Origin of the sequence: Nitrosomonas supralitoralis (assembly GCF_003011925.2) — a bacterium.
Lineage (GTDB): Bacteria > Pseudomonadota > Gammaproteobacteria > Burkholderiales > Nitrosomonadaceae > Nitrosomonas > Nitrosomonas supralitoralis.
This window is the reverse complement of record NZ_PXXU01000044.1, coordinates 1-20666: the sequence shown is the minus strand read 5'-3', so window position 1 is coordinate 20666 and position 20666 is coordinate 1. Positions and strand designations below refer to the sequence as shown.

General features: G+C 43.2%; 20 protein-coding genes and 1 riboswitch. Of the genes, 17 read left to right on the top strand and 3 right to left on the bottom strand.

Features of this window, described 5'->3' with window-relative positions; translation table 11 throughout:
• Window positions 1–25 precede the first annotated feature (25 nt).
• From C7H79_RS12800 to C7H79_RS12755, 10 genes are all read left to right on the top strand, one after another.
• Window positions 26–541, top strand: coding sequence for a YceD family protein (locus tag C7H79_RS12800; RefSeq protein WP_106707642.1), 516 nt, complete (start codon window positions 26–28; stop codon window positions 539–541).
• A 19-nt stretch (window positions 542–560) separates the two neighbouring features.
• Window positions 561–740, top strand: coding sequence for a 50S ribosomal protein L32 (gene rpmF, locus C7H79_RS12795; RefSeq protein WP_106707641.1), 180 nt, complete (start codon window positions 561–563; stop codon window positions 738–740).
• Window positions 741–807: 67 nt separating this feature from the next.
• Window positions 808–1848: a phosphate acyltransferase PlsX gene (gene plsX, locus C7H79_RS12790; protein ID WP_106707640.1), complete on the top strand. Its 1041-nt coding sequence runs from the start codon at window positions 808–810 to the stop codon at window positions 1846–1848.
• Window positions 1848–2804: a beta-ketoacyl-ACP synthase III gene (locus C7H79_RS12785; RefSeq protein ID WP_106707639.1), complete on the top strand. Its 957-nt coding sequence runs from the start codon at window positions 1848–1850 to the stop codon at window positions 2802–2804. The genes plsX and C7H79_RS12785 overlap by 1 nt, the downstream gene beginning before the upstream one ends.
• A 2-nt stretch (window positions 2805–2806) precedes the next feature.
• The gene (gene fabD, locus C7H79_RS12780; RefSeq protein ID WP_106707649.1) at window positions 2807–3751 is read left to right on the top strand and encodes an ACP S-malonyltransferase; all 945 of its coding nucleotides are present in this window, start codon (window positions 2807–2809) and stop codon (window positions 3749–3751) included.
• A gap of 46 nt (window positions 3752–3797) precedes the next feature.
• Window positions 3798–4541 (top strand): 3-oxoacyl-ACP reductase FabG, encoded by a 744-nt coding sequence (fabG, locus tag C7H79_RS12775; protein ID WP_106707648.1) that lies wholly within the window; start codon window positions 3798–3800, stop codon window positions 4539–4541.
• Window positions 4542–4734: 193 nt separating this feature from the next.
• The gene (acpP, locus tag C7H79_RS12770) at window positions 4735–4977 is read left to right on the top strand and encodes an acyl carrier protein (RefSeq protein WP_103965054.1); all 243 of its coding nucleotides are present in this window, start codon (window positions 4735–4737) and stop codon (window positions 4975–4977) included.
• A gap of 37 nt (window positions 4978–5014) precedes the next feature.
• On the top strand, window positions 5015–6256 hold the full coding sequence (gene fabF, locus C7H79_RS12765; RefSeq protein WP_106707638.1) for a beta-ketoacyl-ACP synthase II: 1242 nt from the start codon (window positions 5015–5017) through the stop codon (window positions 6254–6256).
• A 17-nt stretch (window positions 6257–6273) separates the two neighbouring features.
• Window positions 6274–7269, top strand: a complete 996-nt coding sequence (mltG, locus tag C7H79_RS12760; RefSeq protein ID WP_106707637.1) for an endolytic transglycosylase MltG — start codon at window positions 6274–6276, stop codon at window positions 7267–7269.
• Between the two features lie 44 nt (window positions 7270–7313).
• On the top strand, window positions 7314–9902 hold the full coding sequence (locus tag C7H79_RS12755) for a glycosyltransferase family 39 protein (RefSeq protein ID WP_106707636.1): 2589 nt from the start codon (window positions 7314–7316) through the stop codon (window positions 9900–9902).
• Between the two features lie 88 nt (window positions 9903–9990).
• On the opposite strand, the gene C7H79_RS12750 is transcribed toward C7H79_RS12755, so the two are convergent.
• The 3 genes from C7H79_RS12750 to pgeF all read right to left on the bottom strand — a co-directional run bounded on the left by C7H79_RS12750 (window position 9991) and on the right by pgeF (window position 12071).
• Complete coding sequence (locus tag C7H79_RS12750; RefSeq protein WP_106707635.1) at window positions 9991–10407, bottom strand: DUF4019 domain-containing protein; 417 nt, start codon at window positions 10405–10407, stop codon at window positions 9991–9993.
• A 46-nt stretch (window positions 10408–10453) separates the two neighbouring features.
• On the bottom strand, window positions 10454–11254 hold the full coding sequence (locus C7H79_RS12745) for a ZIP family metal transporter (protein WP_106707634.1): 801 nt from the start codon (window positions 11252–11254) through the stop codon (window positions 10454–10456).
• 70 nt (window positions 11255–11324) lie between these two features.
• The gene (pgeF, locus tag C7H79_RS12740) at window positions 11325–12071 is read right to left on the bottom strand and encodes a peptidoglycan editing factor PgeF (RefSeq protein WP_106707633.1); all 747 of its coding nucleotides are present in this window, start codon (window positions 12069–12071) and stop codon (window positions 11325–11327) included.
• A gap of 243 nt (window positions 12072–12314) precedes the next feature.
• Here pgeF and C7H79_RS12735 point away from each other — a divergent pair, with 243 nt between their 5' ends.
• The 7 genes from C7H79_RS12735 to C7H79_RS12705 all read left to right on the top strand — a co-directional run bounded on the left by C7H79_RS12735 (window position 12315) and on the right by C7H79_RS12705 (window position 20479).
• Window positions 12315–13478: an ankyrin repeat domain-containing protein gene (locus C7H79_RS12735; protein WP_106707632.1), complete on the top strand. Its 1164-nt coding sequence runs from the start codon at window positions 12315–12317 to the stop codon at window positions 13476–13478.
• 25 nt (window positions 13479–13503) lie between these two features.
• Entirely contained in the window at window positions 13504–14259 is a 756-nt protein-coding gene (locus C7H79_RS12730; protein ID WP_106707631.1) for a glycerophosphodiester phosphodiesterase, read from the top strand.
• Window positions 14256–15845 (top strand): glycerol-3-phosphate dehydrogenase/oxidase, encoded by a 1590-nt coding sequence (locus C7H79_RS12725; protein ID WP_106707630.1) that lies wholly within the window; start codon window positions 14256–14258, stop codon window positions 15843–15845. The genes C7H79_RS12730 and C7H79_RS12725 overlap by 4 nt, the downstream gene beginning before the upstream one ends.
• Window positions 15842–17233, top strand: a complete 1392-nt coding sequence (locus C7H79_RS12720) for an FGGY family carbohydrate kinase (RefSeq protein WP_106707629.1) — start codon at window positions 15842–15844, stop codon at window positions 17231–17233. The genes C7H79_RS12725 and C7H79_RS12720 overlap by 4 nt, the downstream gene beginning before the upstream one ends.
• Window positions 17234–17416: 183 nt before the next feature.
• Complete coding sequence (locus C7H79_RS12715; RefSeq protein ID WP_242447282.1) at window positions 17417–17731, top strand: globin family protein; 315 nt, start codon at window positions 17417–17419, stop codon at window positions 17729–17731.
• A gap of 352 nt (window positions 17732–18083) precedes the next feature.
• Window positions 18084–18809, top strand: coding sequence for a glycosyltransferase (locus C7H79_RS12710; RefSeq protein ID WP_106707628.1), 726 nt, complete (start codon window positions 18084–18086; stop codon window positions 18807–18809).
• 313 nt (window positions 18810–19122) lie between these two features.
• A riboswitch (cyclic di-GMP riboswitch) is annotated at window positions 19123–19211 on the top strand.
• Between the two features lie 107 nt (window positions 19212–19318).
• The gene (locus C7H79_RS12705; RefSeq protein WP_106707627.1) at window positions 19319–20479 is read left to right on the top strand and encodes a glycoside hydrolase; all 1161 of its coding nucleotides are present in this window, start codon (window positions 19319–19321) and stop codon (window positions 20477–20479) included.
• The last annotated feature ends 187 nt before the right edge of the window (window positions 20480–20666 follow it).

Below are 20666 nucleotides of genomic sequence, written 5' to 3'. Positions count from 1 at the left end.
GTAAAAAATATAACATGCGCGCCATATGTCTGTTAGGTTAGTGATAGACTCTCTAGATTTTGTACAAAATGCGGGCATACGTCATGGTAAAATCCCGATGGTTGAACTTGTGCGTCTGCATGACTTGCTGTTTGACCAGGAAGGAGAGCTGACCTATCGAATTAGCGGTCAATTCGACAAGAACACAAAACCAGGTTTGCAGTTGGAAGCCAAAGGTAGAATTCATCTTAAGTGTCAGCGTTGCCTTGGAGAACTTAATTACACAATTGATTTAAAGACATTTTTGCTTTTGGCAAAAAATGAAACAGAACTGCACCTGGCGGATGAAGACGATACCATTGATGCTATTTTAGCAATACCTGATTTAGATGTCGTCAATTTGATTGAAGATGAAGTAATTCTCAGTCTGCCGATTTCATCACGTCACGCAGATGGTGAATGTAGTACGGTTAAACTAAAATTAGCCGAAGATAATCTAATCGGCAATAAAAAATCAGCACACCCCTTTGCAGTATTGGCAACATTAAAAAAGACAAATTAAGCTTAAGGAGCTAGCACACATGGCAGTTCAGCAAAATAAGAAGTCCCCATCGAAACGCGGCATGCATCGTTCGCATGATTTTCTGACCAATCCACCATTAGCCGTAGAACCCAATACTGGAGAAATTCACTTACGTCACCATATTAGCCCAAATGGATACTATCGCGGCAAAAAAGTCGTTAAAACCAAAAACGACTAAATATTTTTTTCATTGCTACAAGACATATCAGCATATAAGTTACTCTCAGCCACAAGAACACTGAAAATTGGATATTACTGTAGCAATAGATTGCATGGGTGGTGATCATGGCCCACATGTCACAGTTCCATCCGCACTTGATTATTTACGCAGCGATCCTGAAGCCAATATTATTCTTGTTGGCATTCCCGATGCTATCGAAGCAGAACTGCATGCCGCAAATTCAGAGGTTGGGTCGAGAGTTCGCATACACCCTGCAAGTGAAGTAGTCAGCATGGATGAGTCACCGGCAGCAGCTCTGCGTGGCAAGAAGGACTCTTCCATGCGAGTTTCCATTAACCTCGTTAAAACAGGCGAAGCGCAGGCTTGCATCAGCGCCGGGAACACAGGTGCTTTATTAGCAACCTCTCGGTTTGTATTGAAAACAATACCCGGTGTGGATCGTCCGGCACTTGCAGTAATATTACCTACCAGCATCGGGCACACTTATATATTAGATCTGGGTGCGAACGTCGACTGCACAGCAGAGCACCTGTTTCAATTCGGAATCATGGGGGCATCCTTGGTATCTTCGGTTGAAAATAAGATATACCCTAGTGTTGGATTACTCAACATTGGCGAAGAAGAAATCAAAGGAAATGAAATAGTCAAACAAGCAGGCGAATTATTACGCGATAGTGGACTTAATTTTTATGGCAATGTCGAAGGCACCGATATTTATAAGGGTACGACTGATGTTGTAGTTTGTGATGGATTTGTTGGTAATATCACCTTAAAAACTTCGGAAGGCCTTGCACAAATGCTAGCAACATATTTACGTGAAGAATTTAAACGAAATTTACTGACAAAACTTGCGGGTTTAATCGCAATGCCTGTCATTAATTCGTTCAAACGTCGCGTTGATCATCGTCGCTATAATGGTGCTAGCTTTCTGGGTTTACGCGGCATAGTGATCAAAAGTCATGGCTCTGCGGACAAGTATGCATTTGGCTTTGCAATAAAACGAGCAGTTGATGAAGTTCGAGGCGGAATGTTGCGACGGATTAGTGAACGAGTCGCGGAGTTCTCTCGGCATCCACAAATCTCTTCTAAAGAAGTCACAAGATAATGTATTCAAGAATCACTGGAACAGGTAGTTATTTACCGGAAAAAATACTTACCAATCTCGATCTGGAACGTATAGTTGATACTAGTGACGAATGGATACGAACACGTACAGGGATTACTCAGCGGCATATTGCCGCAGAGAATCAGGTCGCTAGCGATCTTGCATTGTATGCGTGCCAGAATGCCATGCAAGCTGCCGGCGTAACCGGAAAAGACATTGATCTCATCATTGTCGCAACCACCACACCTGACATGATTTTTCCAAGCACCGCCTGTATCCTGCAACATAAATTGGGTATCGAAAATTGTCCGGCATTTGATGTTCAAGCAGTATGCAGCGGCTTTGTTTATGCGCTGGCGACAGCCGACATGTTTGTCAGTTCAGGAAAATGTCGCAATGCCTTAGTAGTCGGAAGCGAAATCTATTCAAAAATACTCGACTGGAACGATCGCAGTACTTGTGTTTTGTTCGGCGATGGTGCGGGAGCAGTCGTGCTGTCGCGCAGTGATCAGCCCGGAATTTTATCAACACATCTGCATGCCAGCGGCAGTCATAGCAATATTCTGTCCGCCCCCGGATGCATCAGTGGCGGAAAAGTACAAGGCAAGCCCTACATCAACATGGAGGGTAATGCCGTTTTTAAATTCGCTGTCAAAGTTTTGGAAGAGGTCGTACACGAAGCAGTCGCAGAAAACAAACTGCAGCCCACCGATATTGATTGGTTAATTCCTCATCAGGCCAATATCCGGATTATTCAATCGACAGCAAAGAAATTAGGGCTGCCAATGGAAAAAGTAGTGGTAGCGGTGGATAAACATGGAAATACTTCGGCAGCTTCCATTCCCCTTGCACTTGATATGGCTGTACGTGATGGACGCATTCAGTCTGATCAATTAATATTGATGGAAGGTGTTGGCGGTGGTTTTACATGGGGGGCAGTTTTACTGCGTTGGTGATTATGAAATTTGCATTTGTATTTCCAGGTCAAGGATCTCAATCGATTGGAATGATGAATGGATACCTAGACTTACCCATTATTCAGGAAACCTTTAAAGAGGCGTCCGACATCCTCAAGCAGGATTTCTGGTCGATGGTAAATACCGGACCTGCGGATGATCTCAATCTCACACTAAACACCCAGCCGATCATGCTGATAGCAGGAGTGGCGGTATACCGTGCGTGGATAAGTCTACGCGGCATCAAACCAGCATTTATGGCAGGACATAGTCTGGGAGAATACACCGCGCTGGTCGCATCGGAGGCACTGAGTTTTGCCGATGCGCTGTCATTAGTGCACTTTCGTGCACAAGTGATGCAGAAAGCTGTACCGGAAGATTGCGGCGGAATGGCTGCGATTCTAGGGCTGGATGATGAAACCATCAAAACAATTTGTCGCGACATTACGAATCAGAGTAATGGGGAATTTCTTGAGCCAGCCAATTTTAACTCACCCGGCCAGATCGTTATCGCGGGACACAAAAATGCAATCCTGAAAGGCATTGCATTGGCAAAATCCAAGGGAGCAAAGCGTGCAATCATGCTGCCTATGAGCATCCCTTCACACTGCTCACTAATGAAACCGGCAGCCGAAAGCATGCAGTCGCAATTGAAACACGTCACACTGCAATCGCCTAAAATCCCAATTCTGCATAATACTGATGTGAAACAGCATTCAGACGCATCCGCAATTAAAGAAATTCTAGTGCAACAGCTTATTAGTCCGGTACATTGGGTAGATACTATCCGAGCTTTTGCAGCGGCTGGAATGACGCATGTCATCGAATGCGGACCAGGCAAGGTATTGGCCGGATTAAACAAACGCATCGATCAAAATTTACAGCAGTTATCATTAGCTGATAGTGAATCAATCAAGCAAACTATTAAGGATTTGAGGACCATATGAACAATGTTTGTTTGCAGCAAACCATCATGGCTCTTTGCAAGGAGATATGATCTTGGAAAACAAAATTGCTTTAGTAACTGGCGCTAGTCGAGGGATCGGACAAGCTATCGCATTAAAGATAGGGCAGTTAGGTGCGCTAGTTATCGGCACAGCAACCACCGAAAGTGGCGTCGCTGCGATTGATCAATACCTGGAGAAAGCTGGGATTAAAGGATCCGGTGTCATTTTAAACGTGAATGATGCTGAGCAAATCAACCATGTCATTCAAACTATTCGTGAAAAATTTGGCGAAGTGGAAATATTGGTAAATAACGCTGGAATTACGCGCGATAACCTGCTTGTTCGTATGAAAGATGAAGAATGGGACGAAATCATGGAAACCGACTTAAAATCAGTATTTCGATTAAGCCGTGCAGTTCTTAGAACCATGATGAAGGCTCGTTATGGGCGTATCATTAATATTTCATCTGTTGTCGGTGCCATGGGAAACACAGGGCAAACAAACTATGCGGCTGCTAAAGCAGGGATATTTGGTTTTAGTAAATCATTGGCACGTGAAGTAGGCAGTCGAAATATTACTGTAAACTGTGTTGCTCCAGGCTTTATTGACACGGATATGACTCGCTCTCTGTCGGATGAGCTTCAACAAAACTTGATTCAACATGTTCCCTTAGGGCGATTGGGACACCCTGAAGAGGTCGCTTCAGCTGTAGCGTTCCTCGCTTCTTTTGCAGCAGGCTATATTACAGGCACAACGCTTCATGTTAACGGTGGAATGTATATGGATTAGCATATAGAAAAATCGAAAGATTCAATTAACTGTAAGTAAATTAATCACAAAACAATCACAAAGCATTTTTTATAAGGTAACATCGAACAGATGCCGGATATTAGTTTCATCCTGTAGCCATGTTTCGATTTTGCTGGCATGTAAAATTTGTTAGAATAAATAAATTTTTCTTACCTGAGAAGGAAATACCTAGATGGAAAATATTGAGCAGCGCATTAAAAAGATTGTAGCTGAACAACTTGGCGTTAATGAAGCGGAAGTTAAGAATGAATCTTCATTTGTCAATGATTTGGGCGCTGATTCGCTCGACACAGTAGAGCTGGTCATGGCATTGGAAGAAGAATTCGAGTGCGAAATTCCAGACGAACAAGCTGAAAAAATAAATACCGTTCAAGAAGCGATTGATTATGTCACCGCTAACACGAGCGCTGGTTAATTTCTAGTTTTTTTATGTACATGCAAGTGGAGTCATTTTGTCCAAACGTAAGGTAGTAGTAACTGGATTGGGTATAGTGTCACCTGTCGGAAGCACGATTTCAAGCGCCTGGAAGAACATTATCGCAGGAAAGTCTGGCATTACTAAGATTACCCGTTTTGATGCATCTAGTTTTACTTCACAGATCGCTGGTGAAGTAAAAGATTTTGATATTCATCAATATCTCTCAGCCAAAGAAGCACGCCGCATGGATATTTTTATTCATTATGGTATGGCTGCAGCTATACAAGCTGTCAAAGATGCGGGTATCGATGACATTTCTCAGTTAGATGCAGAAAAGATCGGTGTAAATATCGGTTCAGGTATTGGCGGATTGCCGATGATTGAGAATACTGATATTGCATATCATGCTGGTGGTCCAAGGAAAATATCACCTTTTTTTATACCAAGCACTATCATCAATATGATTGCGGGTAACTTATCCATTCGATACGGCTATAAAGGACCCAACATAGCTATTGTGACAGCATGTACTACGGCCACACACAGCATAGGCCACTCGGCACGAATGATTGAATATGGTGATGCCGATATTATGGTATGTGGTGGCGCTGAATCTTGTGTAACACCGCTTGCTATCGGCGGATTTTCTGCCGCCAAGGCTTTGTCTGTACACAATAATGAACCGGAAATTGCAAGTCGTCCTTGGGATATAGATCGTGACGGCTTCGTCTTGGGTGAAGGTGCCGGAGTTCTAGTATTGGAAGAAATAGAGCACGCCAAACGCCGTGGCGCTAAGATTTATGCGGAATTAGCCGGCTTCGGCATGAGCGCAGATGCATTTCATATGACAGCACCTTGTGACGATGGTGAAGGCGCCGCACGCTGCATGTCCAACGCACTTGGATATGCCGGAATTAACACTACCGAAGTCGATTACGTTAACGCACATGGCACATCGACACCCTTAGGTGATATTGCTGAAACTATCGCGGTTAAACGCTGTTTTGGTGATCACGCCAGCAAGCTTGCTGTCAATTCAACAAAATCAATGACGGGGCATTTGTTGGGTGCTGCTGGTGGTGTAGAAGCTATTTTCTCGGTATTAGCAATACATCATCAAATTGCCCCACCGACAATTAATCTAGTCAATCAAGATCCTCAATGTGATCTTGATTATATCCCCAACACGGCTAGAAATATGGATATTAGAGTCGCACTATCAAACTCCTTCGGGTTTGGAGGAACCAACGGAACACTCGTTTTCCGTCGTATATAAATTTTATCCAATGGCGCATGCATAAGCTAAAACGCCTACTTTTTTCTGGCGCAATAATAGTTATTTTGCTTATTTCATGGCTCTATTTGCATGTTCACTCAGTTGTAAGGCTCCCTGCGATTCCTTATGAAATATCCATTCCAACTGGAGCCAACTTAAAACAAGTTTCTCAGCAACTAGAAGATGCGGGGATTCTTCTAAATAAATGGACATTTATTCTACTAGCACGCTATCTGAATCAGGAATCTGCAATCAAAGCAGGCGATTATCGATTCACAGAGAATCTCACACAAATTGCATTATTAAAAACTCTAACTAACGGCGACGTCATACAGAATGAAATAAGATTCATTGAGGGATGGACGTTCGCTCAAATAAGACAAGTCTTGAATGAGCACTCAGCAATAAAAAATCTTACGGCAGGATTAACTGAACAGGAAATCCTGCACTTAATTGGCGCATCAGAAACCGCTGCTGAGGGATTGTTTTTCCCAGATACCTATTATTTTGTTAGAAATAGTAGTGATATAGAAATTCTGCAGCGCGCCTATCAGGCCATGCAAAACAACTTGCTAAATACGTGGTCAGCTCGTGCAGCATCGCTGCCATTAGCCACGCCTTATGAGGCACTTATACTTGCTTCCATAATAGAAAAAGAAACTGGCTTGGAAAGTGATCGCGCTGAAATAGCAGGTGTATTTATTAACCGATTACGCAAAGGTATGCGCTTACAGACCGATCCGACCATCATTTATGGTTTAGGCCAACAATTTGATGGTAATTTGCGTAAAAAGGATTTATTAACCGATCAAGAATACAATACTTATACTCGAACAGGTCTACCGCCCACTCCCATTGCCATGCCGGGTCTTGCCTCAATTCGTGCCGCTCTTAATCCGACTGAAACTGATGCGCTTTATTTTGTTGCAAAAGGTAATGGAGAATCTCAGTTTTCCACTAACCTAACGGATCACAATAAAGCAGTAGCCAAATACCAAAAACAACAAAAATAATACTATGTTGCTATTAATCAAGCATCACTTAACCTAACAGTTACATGACACTATTTTCCATCATAGTACCCACGTTGAATGAATCAGAGAATATTGATTTACTTCTAACTCGCATTTATGCCTTGGACTTTATTCCAGATTCTTTTGAAATAATTGTTGTTGATGATGGTTCCACTGATGGCACCCCGAATAAGGTTCGTGACTGGGCAAAACAATCAAATATCCGTCTGATCGAACGCCGAGAAGAACCGGATCTATCCGCCTCGATACTAACTGGCGTTGCTGCAGCTAAGAGCAATGTCATTGTCATTATGGATGCCGATCTCAGTCATCCACCCGAACAATTATCTGCTGTTATCACTCCGATACTCAATAATTCCTATGATGTTGTCGTTGGCAGTCGCTACATTACCGGAGGCAGCACCGAAAACTGGCCGTTGTACCGGCAGCTTTTATCCCGCATTGGTGGATGGATAGCACGTCCTATTTGTGATGTAAATGACGCCACTTCCGGTTTCTTCGCATTCCGCCGTGAGTTGGCCTCAAACATCTCGGATCATGCACTTGGTTACAAGATCTTGCTTGAGCTGCTAATGGCCAACCAAGGCAAAATTCGTGTTACAGAGATTCCTATTTGCTTTCGAGACCGTACACACGGCACTTCCAAGTTATCGTTATTTCACCAGCAGGCCTACTTGCAGCGCCTGATCACATTGGCAGGCGGAACAGTCACACTTAACACAGCAGGACGTTTTGCAGCGGTTGGATTATTCGGTGTATTGATTGATGCATTTGTATTTCAATGGATGCTCAGTCGTGATGCAGGACTCGCTTTAGCTCATTTCGTCAGTTTTTTTTTTGCAGCAACCGTAAACTATACTTTTAATTCAAAATGGTCATTTCGTGAGCACCATGCAGGTTATCTTTATTGGCATCAGTTTGGCCGATTCCTAACCGTTGGCGCACTGGCGTTATTACTACGCGGTGGAGTACTGGCTTTTCTGGTCTACCTTTGTCACGTGCCGCCTTTATTCGCCATTTTTCCAGCCATTATCACTACAGCAGCAGTAAATTATCTGGGTTCTGCCTTTTATGTATTTCCTAATAAAAAAGAGCCTCCATCTCTGGATATACGCTGGCGCACAGCGGCAATTGGCATTGTATTGTTCGTCATATCGTTAAGATTGGTTTATTTTGGCTTGGCGCAACTCATTCCAGATGAGACTTATTATTGGCAATATGCGCAACACATGGATCTCAGTTTTTATGATCACCCGCCCGCCGTTGCTTGGTTAATCTGGATCGGCACATCAATTCTAGGGCACAATGAATTCGGCATCCGCATTGGTTCACTTTTTTGTGGTTTTATGACAATGGGTTATTTGTACGCATTGGCACAGAACTTGTATGATAAATCCACTGCAATGCGTACAATATTATTATTGGCTATCCTGCCGATTGGATTCACTTCTGGTCTGCTAATGATCCCCGACGCGCCATTAATGGCAGCCTGGGCCGCCACGCTTTATTACATGGAACGCGCACTGGTCGCTCACCAAAATTCGGCTTGGCTAGGAATGGGAATTGCATTCGGTCTCGGGTTGCTGTCAAAATACTCTCTGGGATTGCTGGGTTTAGCCGCACTGGTATTTGTAATCATAGATCCGACAGCACGTCGTTGGATGAAACGTCCTCACCCCTATTTGACAACACTACTGTCTTTACTTATATTTTCACCGGTAATTATCTGGAACTATCAAAATGACTGGATATCCTTTGCATTCCAGTCGAACCGGGTACTGGCGGATGACTATAAATTCGCAGTTCATTTACTCGTTCTCCACATTATCATTTTACTAACTCCTATTGGGTTTCTTGCAGCAATATTCGCCCTATTCTTTACCAAACGACCTGAGTCTCAGCAGCTTGAGCGCAGACGCCATTTATTTGTACAGGTTTTCGCTGGCACTCCACTATTCGTCTGCTTCATACTCAGTACTTTTGACGCCCCTCGATTTCACTGGACCGCCCCGATCTGGCTTGCCCTATTACCAACCATTGCCTGGATGATCGTTCATACGGATCATCTGAGCGCTGAGTTCAAACGTATCCAGACAGCCTGGCGGCTGACTATTGTTACCTGCATCTTTAGTTATGCCTTTTTGCTGCATTATGTCGTGCTGGGAATACCAGGCATACCCTATCATTTATTCACAGAACACTATTTCTGGCGCGAAACTGCCTCTGAAATCGAGCAAATCGCAGCTGAAGTCAGAAATCAAACCAGTAAAGAGCCTATTATTGTAGGTATGAGCAAATGGTCCGTTGCCAGTGCGCTATATTTTTATACGCACAGCGACGCACAACTGGATATTCGCTCTCGTAATATGTTTGGTGGTAGCGGCGCCATGTATGAATTCTGGTTTCCTTCACAAAACCCTACCGATCGACCAATAATACAGGTTGGAATGAAACGCCGTCATTTAGAAAAAATACGGCCGGACATTGATGTTAAGACAATGCTTGATCAACCCGGAGCGATCGAATATTGTGTAATCGAGCGCCACGGTGTGCCTGTGCGTCGGGTATACTACCGGATTTCCCAGGGATTCAAGGGAATTAATTATCAGTAATTCTGGAACAACATTAAAGTTCAATCATTATCAGTACAACTTCACAAGCATAGTGGAAACACTGTAATTCGATTATTTTATACCACTCTTATTTGATCGCGTATTCAGAAATCTGCCATTTCTCATCTTGATCCTTGGCTAAGGTAACTGTCTCTAGAACCAAACCTTTCTCAGTAAAAATCGTGTAGAACTGGAGAATCACATAATTGCCTTCAGGAAATCCAGATAATGAGTTCGTTGCGCCTGCTGTCGCTATAAATCGGGAGCTCATGACACCGCGTGGCGATCTGATTGCAGTCATTAATTTGATCCATTCCGTTTCGGATGTTTTAGCTCTTAATAGTGGAGATGAATTTTCCCAGCTTTCTTTATAGTGCCCACTGTCAACCAATCCCAACCATGAGCGTGCGCTACTTTCAACCTTTTCGAGAATATCGCGATCATCGGCATACATTATGCTGGAATAAAACAATAGCAGGAATATCGTAAATAATCGTTTAATCATAAAAATTCTCAAAAATTTCTTCGCATGATGTCATCACTGCGCTCGGTTAGGTATGGGGAAAAATATTTCCCACCATCCAAATGGAAGCAATCCCCAGCAAAATAAGAATTACTTGCTGGATGGTAGCATGAATCTCGGGGCGTTTATGCAACCCCGGAATCAGATCCGACATGGCTACATAAATCATACTGGCCGACGCAATTCCTAATAATGGCAGGATTAAAAAATCCATTTCATTCAGCATAAAATACGCCAGCACACCTCCTACTAGGGTTGCAAAGCTGGACAATAAATTCATCAGAAACGCCATGCGCCGTGTATAGCCAGAATTCAGCAATATAATAAAATCTCCCGCTTCCTGCGGTATTTCGTGCGCAATAATTGCAATCGACGTCACAATACCCAGTTGCACATCGACCATAAAAGAAGCTGCTATCAGAATGCCATCGACAAAATTATGAAAGGTATCCCCTACAATCACCATAATTCCACTACGTCCATGATCGTGATCATGATGATTGGCTGGAGTTGCCGCAATGCTCTGAAGTGGATCATGTGCTTCACAATCGGCCACATGACAGTGTCGCCATAACACCAGTTTTTCCAGAATAAAAAAGACTAAGATACCGAATAATACAAAGACAGTTACTTGTGTTGGATTATCTGCATGTTCAAGCGCTTCTGGCAGAGTATTCAAAAAAGCGACACCCAATAATGCGCCTATGGCATATGATATCAGGATTGAAAGCCAAGATACCCGGGCCTTGAACGCCAGTATTGCGGCAAGCATTAAACTCAAAACCCCGCCCAGCAAACTGGCAGCAATAATCCAGGTAAGTGTTGACATAACATGAATTAAAAATGAAAGGCGGGATTATACGCTGTTGCACTGTAATAAATAACAAGTTAAACAAGTTTTACTCAAACCAGATTAATGCTGCCATGCGTCCAGTTTCGCCATCCCTACGATACGAATAGAAGCGCAAAGGATCGCTGTACGTACAGACTCCTCCGCCATAAATGCGAACAATGCCACTATTTACCAAACGTTGCCGTGCCAAAAGAAAAATATCCGTTAACCATTTCTTTCCTTGTTGACCGTTCCTGGTCACAAATGCTTGTTTCGCTTGCGCATCATGCTGGACAAAGGCTTCATAAACATCCGTACCGACCTCAAAGTGATTCGGACCTATTGCCGGTCCCAACCACGCCATTAGTTCACCATGGTCCATTTGCATAGCTTCAATAGATTTTTCAATAATTCCTCCAGAGAGACCACGCCAACCGGCATGCACAATACCCACCGCGGTACCCGCTGTATTACATAAAAGTACCGGCAAACAATCGGCAACCATTACAGCGCATACTGTATTTCGTTTACGACTATAAACTGCATCTCCTTCTGGAGTGGTCTCTGTCAAATGATCTATCGAAATCGGCACTGTTCCGTGCACCTGTTTCAGCCACCTAGGCACAGCCGGTAAATGGTGACGTAATAAAGCTCGGTTATGTGTCACATCCACCAAGTTATCTTTAACGTGCATGCCCAAGTTTAGCGAATTATAAACGCCATTCGCACCATGACTCACTCCACCTGTGCGAGTGGTAAATAGCGACTTCACATTGCTGGGCGCAGGCCAATCAGGAATGATCCAATCATGCATAGTTATCGAACCTTAACCATTAATAAGAAAAGTATCAAGAAGCATCTTTATATACCTTGCTGCTATTTAATTCTTAAAATCAGAATGCTCATGTTCACAACCAATTAAACCTAAAAATAGATATTTCTGAGTTAAAATATTATCAATGAGGCCTAATCTATTTCAATGTATGTTGCATAGATCACTGCATCCCATAAATAACTCCGATAGTTGATAATAACAAGTCCGATATAGGTGTAATCAATGAATTATATAAAATACTCAATCAATACAATGTACAATTTTTTCATACGCGTAATCATACTCAACATACTATTGACATCTTTTGCACATGCTGCAGTTGCAACTGAAGATGAAAGTGAATTCCTCAAAGCTGCATTTTCCGGAAATACAGAAATCATCAAACAATTATTGGATAAAGGCGTCAATGTTAATTATCAAAATGAAATGGGGTTTACCGCGCTGATCATCGCTTCCCAATTCGGACATACCGATATCGTCGATCAGCTGCTGGAAAAGAATGCTGATGTAACTATAAAAAACGCCGGTGATGTAACCGCATTAACCATTGCTGCAAAAAATGGTTATGCGGATATTGTTAACATGCTGTTAGCTAAAGGTGCAGATATTAATGCACCAACCACCGACGGTATCACACCGTTGATGCTGGCAATACAAAAAGGTCATGATGCGATCGTAGATACGCTATTGGAAAAAGGCGCAGATATCCATTTACAAACCCAAGAAAAACTTACTGCCTTAATCATAGCCGCGCTGGAAGGCAGAAGCGACATTGTCGACAAGCTCCTGGCTAAAGACGCAAAAATTGATGCGCAGGCATCCGACAATACCACGGCGCTGTATATGGCTGCGAGAAATGGACACACGGCAATCGTCGAAGCTTTATTAGCCAAAAATGCACCCGTTGATCTATTAGCCATCAACAATACCACTCCATTGTATGTCGCTGCACAAAACGGTCATCTTGATATTGTCAATGCCCTGCTGGCAAAGGGCGCCAAAGTTGACGTAATAGACACGAATGACGCAACGCCACTGATTTTAGCGGCATTAATGGGTAATTCCGAAGTAGTTAAGACTCTCATCAAACACGGTGCCGTCGTTAATCATAAAGCCAATAATGGATTTACTCCGTTAATTCTGGCTGCGCAAAACGGACACGTATCCGCTATAGAAATCTTACTGGATAACGGCGCAAATATTAATCAGCAAAATGACGATGGTGTAACTGCATTAATGTGGGCAGGGTTGCACGACCATGCCGATGCGGTAAAAGTGTTATTGGACAAAGGTGCTGACATAAAAATCAAAAGTAATACTGGAAAAACTGCGGCTGAAATTGCCAAAGATCCTGCCATCGTTGAGCAGCTGAAAGTCGCTCAATAATCTTCCAACAACACTCATAAACACGATGTTTGAACATAATAACGGCTCCCCATCTAAAAAATGCAAGGTGTTCGCACATCGCGGTGCAAATCGAGAGGCGATGGAAAATACCCGTAGTGCTTTTGATAAAGCATTACGATATGCCATTGACGGCATTGAAACCGATGTGCAGTTGAGCCGGGATGAAGTTACCGTTCTGTGGCATGATCGCTTTCTCGATAAAGTCGGGATGAACGATAAACGCATTGACGATTTCGATTATCAGCAACTACAAACTCTGATTAATCCAGATTCCGAGAATGAAGGCATCATGACTCTGCAGGACCTTCTAATTGCCTACCGTGAACGCTGCCAATTATTGATCGAAGTCAAAAATCGTGACTGGGAACCGCTTGCCCGTCACCAAACAAAAATTCGTCAGATACTTGATCTGATAGGCAGCAACCCTGATCAGAATCCACTGGTTTCCTCCTTCAATCTTGCGAGTCTGGAATATGCTCACCGCTACCGATCAGAAACTCCACTGATATACAACTTTGAAACCGACCAAACAATCACCGATGCATGCCGATTACTCACTACCCATGCTTTTCTATATGGCTTTTGTCTACCGATTTCAAGCACCGAGCAAGCAATCGTCGATTTATTGCATGATCACCGCAAATGTGTCGGCGTATATACCTGCAACAACGATGTTGAGATCACTAAAGCCCTGCTACTGGGCGTTGATATGCTGATCAGCGATTTACCTAATGAAGCGCTGATACTACGCGATCAATGAAACGGAATTTTGCAGCATTATCCGCTCAATCCTTTGATCTTTTGATTTGTGGTGGTGGCATTTATGGTGCCTGGACAGCGTATGATGCTGCACTTCGCGGACTAAAAGTGGCTGTCGTTGAACAAAATGATTGGGGCAGCGGGACGTCCTCAGCATCGACCAAATTAATTCATGGTGGTTTGCGTTACCTGGAAACCTATGATTTCAAGTTGGTCAGAAAATCACTCCGAGAACGAGCCATGTTATTGCACGCAGCGCCTCACCGTGTATGGCCGCTGCACTTTGGCGTTCCGGTTTTCGCGCAACAACGCATCAACCGGTTGCAATTGAAACTAGGTTTATCTTTATACGATATCCTGGCGAGCGAAACAAGTCCGTCCATGCATCACTGTTATTTCGATGCTAAACAATTTAGCGCACATTTTCCCATCATCAAGGAAGATACGCTGAAAGGGGGATTCACCTACGCCGATGCGCAAACCGATGACGCACGCCTAGTATTGGAATTGATTGCCGGCGCGATGGATGCGGATGCCTGCTGCGTCAATTATTGCCGATTGGTTGAACTATCAGAAACAAATGGCAAGGTCGATGGCGCAATCATTCAAGATCAACTTACTCAGAAAAAGCAACAAATCGGCGCAAAACAAATTGTTTTTACTACCGGACAGTGGCTGAAAAAAGAAACGTCCAGTAAAACATGGTGCCGTCTCGCCAAGGGCATTCATCTCATCATGCCTGTCGCATTGGATGCTGAAGCTTTATTACTGACCGCTCCATCGGATGGTAGAGTATTTTTTATGATCCCATGGTATGGTTTAACGCTACTTGGAACAACCGATACCGATTTCAATGGTGATGTGGAACGAGTCACCATTGAAGACAGCGATATCGATTATTTACTCGACGCTGCCAATAATTATCTAAAAACACCGTGGACACGAAGCGATATCATCGGTAGCTTTGCCGGTTTACGGGTTTTTAAGCAAAATACTTCAACATCCGCCTCCAGTCCACCTTCAGCAATCAGCCGCGATTGGGAGTTAAAATCCGCACTCAATGGTGTGCACTATTCTGTCGGCGGTAAAATCACTTCGTCACGCCAGGATGCTGCAAGTATCGTTGATGCAGTATGCGCACAACTGGGTGTTTCACTGCCCTGTGCCACACAGGACCGATTATTCCCTTGGGCACCACAAGAGAATTTCACGGCTTGGTCTGCCCATATATCTGACCGAGCTGCGCTATTAGGCATTGATGAGGAAAGCGCACAATGGCTGTTGCGTCGTCACGGTGTGCGCATCATGGAAATTTTCCGGAGTATCGAGAGAGATCCTGATTTGGCGCAACGCATTATTCCTTCGCTACCATTTGTCCATGCTGACTTGATGCATTGCGCCGCAACAGAGATGGTGATCCATCTGGATGATTTGCTGCGCCGCCGCCTGCCACTACTCATTCTGGCAAAACTAACTGAAGATCAATTACTGCAAATTGCTCAGCGCATAGCTGATACATTAAGCTGGAACAATGAGCAGATTGCCCAGGAAATCACACATTGCAACAAATACGGAGGTGTGTGGTGATTGCAGCAATCGCGCTTGACTTGGGTACAACATCCATCAAAGCTGCCTTGATGGATCGTCAAGGGGCTGTCCAGCACATTGTCACTCAACCGGCACCTGTCATCGACAACGACAATGGAAGATACGAAAGCAACGCGCTGCACTATGTTACAACTGCTGAACAGGTTCTCAAAGAATGCCTTGCACAAACCCATATCAATCCGCCGTTAGGATTGTGCAGCCAACGTTCGTCTTTCCTGCTCTGGGATAAAAACAGTGGCGAACCGGTAACACCATTAATCTCCTGGCAAGATGACCGCGGTGTGAGTTGTTGTGATCGCTTGCAGATATCTTCAGATACCATTCACAAACTCACCGGCTTACGCCTAACGCCTTATTACTTCGCACCTAAGCTCAGTGTTTTACTGCAGGAAAATGCTGAATGGCGAGAAAAGCTTATTCGAGGTAAATGGCTAACCGGCACACTGGATACTTTTTTGATCTGGCGTTGGACAGATAAACAGCATTTTATCACCGATGCATCAATGGCCGCACGCACGCTCCTAATGGATATCCATCAACAACAGTGGTCAGATGCTTTATGTCAATTATTTGATATCCCACATTCAATTCTGCCGCAAATCAAACCATCAATCAGTTTGAATTTGTCTTTAAATAATGGATTGATGCTACAAGCCAGCGTAGGCGATCAATCGGCCGCTTTGATTGCCAGCTTAACTAACAATCAAAGCGAGGCTTTGGTTAATCTAGGCACTGGTGGTTTTGTGATTCGTTCACTTGGCCAGGAAGAAACGGCGTTTAATGGTTATTTGCAAACTCTGGTTTACCAAAACGAAAACCAGCAAGCACAATTTGCTATCGAAGGTACGCTCAATTCCATTTCCTCCGCACTTGCACCCTATCCGACAAATGAATGTTGCATCGAAGATCTGGCGGACAGCAATATTTTTTGCCTGGCAGAGCCCAGTGGCCTAGGTTCGCCCTATTTCCGCAAGGATTGGGGTATCCATTTCTCCCAATCCATTGCAGATTTAACTCCATCACAAATCGTCTCACTGTTATTTGAAGCAATTATTTTCCGGGTTGCACGTATCCTGGAAGAATTTCACCGGCATGCATCGCTAACCCAGGTCTATTTGTCCGGTGGATTATCCGAATTACCTTGCCTGCAACTGGGTATCGCACAATGTGTTACCTTTCCGGTTTATCATTTGCAGCAAAAAGAAACCAGCCTGCAAGGTGCCGCCCTGATGGCTTGCGGATTTAGAACAACCTGCCACCGAGAAATGCAGAAAATAGAAAGTAAACAGGCAAATACCGCACTCATGAAGAAATATCAACGCTGGAAAGTATGGCTGGATGATTTATTAAGCATTCCCCATGGTTAATCCTAAAACCATACCCGAATGAATAATCATTCCTGTAAAATCCGCATCGCGAGTGCCGTTCATATACGCAATCAAATTATTTGCAATTCATTATCATTCATTGCATAGCTTCATGATATCAGTCACATAGAACAAAATTGATCATTTCATGCTACGATGCTTAACAGTTCACAAGGAAGCCTTATGACAAACCATATACCAGGTTATAACTATGGCAGCGCTTCGCTGCAAAAATCTCCCGTATCCATGGATGATTTTGCCAAACTGAAACAAGCCAGCCTGTTTGACGAAGACGATATACGTTATCTAAAAATGTCGCTGGCGTGCGCAAACGCTTCGGACAATGGATTCTCGATACCGCCAACGCCGAGTACAACCAAGACTGACTCAATTATCAGTACGAAATCGGATTGCGCCATCACAGTTCTAAGAAAAACACTACCGACAACGTTAAGTCCGTACCGATCATTCATGTGCACTACATTTTTGCGCTGCTGATCCCAATTACCACCACGCTGCGTCCGTTCCTGGGAAAAGGTGGCCATTCCCGAGACGAAGTGGATAGCATGCAAGACGCATGGCGTAAATCGGTGCTGATGCAAGTGATTCTTTGATCACAACCTTATATCAAATCAGGAGAATTCTAATACTGCAACGGAGGACAGACAATATCTGTTCCCCTATCAAACATATAAGCAAATCTGAAGATCCAAATTGCGTTTCCGAGCATAGTGAAAAATACTTATTACACAATATAATAGATTTATGGCCATGCTCGCAATGAGAATCAACCTGGTTTAGTTGAATTGAAGCGATAATATTCTTATTACCGAAATCTTTGTGGCTACTTATGCACCTATCCATTGTTATACCCGCTTTTAACGAAGAACTATTGATTGGAGATTGTTTGAATTCTATCCAAGAATCAATCAATGCCAACTCAGAATTCGATTTTACCCATGAAGTTATCGTCGTCGATAACAATTCAACCGATAAAACCGCAGAACTGGCCAAATTAGCCGGTGCGAAAGTAGTGTTTGAAGCAATCAATCAAATAGGCCGCGCTCGCAACACCGACGCGTCAGTCGCAACTGGTGATTGGTTGCTATTTGTCGATGCCGACAGTTTGTTGAATCCCAGTATGATCGTCGATATCCTACAAATGATCGAAAGCGGAAAATACGTTGGTTGCGGTAGTGTTATGTACATGCCAGATCTGCCATGGTGGAGTAACGTCGCGCTACAATTATGGACTACGCTATCGGTCACATTCCACTGGGCTTCCGGTGCCTTGGTCGTATGCCGAGCCGATGCATTTCGCGACGTAGGTGGATTTAACCAGGAATTATTCGCCGCTGATGAAATCGATTTGAGTCAACTGCTCAAGAAATGGGGCCGCAAACACGATTTAAAGTTTACTATCCTCACTCGCCACCCACTCGTCACGTCACCTCGCAAGGTAAAACTGTACACAGGCCGAGAAATGGCCGCACAGCTCCTTAGCGTCTTACTTAGTCCACGCAAGACATTGCAAAACAAGAAGAAATTGCCAATTTGGTATGATGGAAGACGTTAAATTTCCTGCTTTAGTGTAATCACATCAATTGTAGATTTAAAAAATCATGTATGACGATATACCAAATCTTTATGTGTAAGATACTTATGGCATCCATATTTTTTGTCCAGATGTGACAAAAAATGTCATTTTTTTCGTTCGGCAAAGGGAGGAAATAGCATTTCACAGAAATAGCTTCTTTTTTACGTGTAGGAATTTTCTCTTTAGTTTCCCTGTATATCAATATTCACGAGGCATTCATTACCCTAGGAGGAACGGCTTTATATCGTGAGAAATTTAATTATGGCACAGTTTGTGCTTAATTAGCATTGTAATATGAAAAAGGCAAACCCTGTGAAAGCAGGGGGCGCAAAGTCACTGATCTAAAGGGATAATTATCCCAATGATAGCAGGACTGCCAGATAACGCAACTTGTTCACTTAATCACATTAGTGAACAAGCCACGAGTAATTAAACTTCAAAGCGTATCCATGCAGTTCCTCTCTTGAAACTTTAAGAAGGAATTATTTATGAAAAGCAATGATCAACTAGCAGCTATCAATTCGATAACATTAACTGCCCACACAATTAAGAAGCAAGCAAATATTTTATTAGCCTCACTAATTTTTATTTTCAGTATAGTTTTAGCTCCCTTGAACGCAATAGCAGCAACGACAGACCCCACCGCAGTCAAATGGCATCCAGGTCACTATTACATAATCAAGGGTGCTAGCAAAAACAATGCCACATACTTAGCACAGGTATATAGTGAGCTTGATGCCACACCTGCATTGCAAGGAATGATGATCCGGTATTTTTGGAATGATCTGGAAAAATCAAAAGGTGTATATGATTTTTCATCCATTGATAAACGTCTTGCTGAACTGTCCGCCAGAGGGAAACGCTTGGTTATTCAGGTACAGACAAAATCATTCAATAAAAGACAAGTTGTGCCAAGTTACATGAAAACAGCTGAATATGATGGCGGTGAATATGATATTAGTGATTATGGAAACACAGTCGTAACCGGGCGTAATATTAAGTTATGGAATTTACAAGTACAGAATCGCCTGATTGCCTTATTTAAGGCCATGGGGACGCGTTACAACTCCCACCCTTACTTTGAGGGTATCAGCATGATAGAAACCGCTATGGGTCAACCTATTGCACCTCTCTCAAATGCACAGGTAACTGCATTTTATAACAATAAGCTCAATGTGCAAAAGCAAATGCGCTTGTTTTTTCCCAATACAATGACAATTCAGGAAGTAAATTATCCACGTCCAATTCTCGCATCATTCGTGACAGGCCTCAAAGATATTGGGACGGCATTGAGTAGCCCAGATACTTTTATCGAGGAAAAAGGCTTGCTCTTTAAAGCTACAAAATATGACCCCAGCCAGGGAGTTTATAATTACTATTCAGACTTTGCTGGCATCATTCCCATGGTTCCCACGGTTATGTCAAATAATTATAAAAACACGAAAGGCGATGGAACTGGTTATGTGCCAACTATTTCTCAGATTCTGGCTTTTGCGAGAGATACCCTGCATGCTAACTATATCTTCTGGACTCGTGAAACACATTATGCGCAGGTATTGGAAGTTTTAAACATGAATGCGCAAAAAAATGCTCCTGCGGGTGGATTGAATCCTGCTTGTCCAACAGCTTATTCGTCTTGTGTTAAATAAGTTAGATTCGTCAATAAACTTAGGGGTAAAGCTTTGAAATTTACCCCGATAAAACAGAATTAATTATTTTGTATAAAACTATAGTGAATAGTAAGTAATTGGCTAATATACTTTCTGCATCAAATAAGCGCTTCTCAGATACGAAGTTCGTCCTAAGCCATATTAATAAAGACTGAGTATTGGAAAC